The organism is Hydrogenophaga electricum (assembly GCF_030160815.1).
Taxonomy (GTDB): domain Bacteria; phylum Pseudomonadota; class Gammaproteobacteria; order Burkholderiales; family Burkholderiaceae_C; genus Hydrogenophaga; species Hydrogenophaga electricum.
In genome coordinates this window covers 1-1,096 of record NZ_BSPB01000134.1, presented here as the reverse complement: position 1 = coordinate 1,096, position 1,096 = coordinate 1, and the positions used below count along the sequence as shown (strand labels likewise).

The 1,096-nt window shown below is 65.0% G+C and carries 1 protein-coding gene; it reads left to right on the top strand.

Annotated elements, in window-relative coordinates:
* The first annotated feature begins 111 nt into the window (after window positions 1–111).
* Window positions 112–1,074, top strand: a complete 963-nt coding sequence (locus tag QQK43_RS23120; RefSeq protein ID WP_370465348.1) for an IS110 family RNA-guided transposase — start codon at window positions 112–114, stop codon at window positions 1,072–1,074.
* Window positions 1,075–1,096: the final 22 nt, after the last annotated feature.

Here is a 1,096-nt window from a genome sequence, read left to right as displayed (position 1 = left end):
AGCCCGTGACTGAGTACAGAACGCACGGCCGCCGCGCTGGTCTTCGTGAAGCCCGAACGGTTACGCGCGCCTTCGATGAGTGCGCATGCACAAGCAAGGGATCTGGAGATCATGTCTGTTTCGTCAGTGACGGTAGGCATCGACGTGGCCAAGGCGCACGTGGATGTTTTTGTGTTGGGTGCCAAGAGCGATGTCCAGCGGTTGACCAACGATGCCGAGGGCCATTCGGCGCTGGCTGCGGTGCTTAAGCCCCTGGGTGTTGGCCTGGTGGTGATGGAGGCCACTGGCGGTTACGAGGCCGCTCTGGCCTGTGCGTTGCAGGCGGCGGGCTTGCCCGTGGCAGTGGTCAATCCGCGCCAGGCGCGCGACTTTGCCAAGTCCATGGGACGGCTGGCCAAGACCGACGCGGTGGACGCGCGCATACTGGCCGAGCTGGGCTCGGTGCTGCTGCGTCGCGAGGACCTCAGCCGCTTCCTGCGCCCTCTGGCCGATGAACGCCAGCAGTGGCTGGCGGCCCTGGTCACGCGCAGGCGTCAGTTGCTGACCATGCTGCATTCGGAGCGCCAGCGCCTGCAGATCACGCCCAAGAAGCTGCACGCCAGCATCGAGGCCATCGTGGCGGCGATCAAGGCGCAGCTCGATGAGATCGAAGCTCAGATGCTCACCCACGTGCGTGAGCACTTCGGGGAACTGGACGCCTTGCTGCAGTCCACTGCGGGGATCGGGCCGGTGGCCAGTGCAACGCTGATCGCCGAGCTGCCCGAGCTGGGCAAGCTCAACCGGCGCGAGATCGCCGCTCTGGTGGGCGTGGCGCCCATGGCCAACGATTCGGGTAACAGCAAAGGCCGGCGCCGTGTGCAGGGTGGGCGCTTCGAGATACGGCGCGTGCTGTACATGGCCACGCTGACGGCCGCGCGTTACAACCCGGCCATCAAGGCCTTCTACGAGCGACTGAAGGCCGCGGGCAAGCTGCCCAAGGTCGCCTTGGTCGCTTGCATGCGCAAGCTGCTGACCACGCTCAATGCCATGGTCCGAACTGGCAAACCTTGGGACAAATCGCTTCACAGCGCTTGACTTCCAAGACGGTTACTCAGTC

Coding starts and splice junctions, on each gene's coding strand:
- QQK43_RS23120 (WP_370465348.1), top strand. CDS start 112: ATGTCTGTTTCGTCAGTGACGGTAGGCATCGACGTGGCCAAGGCGCAC.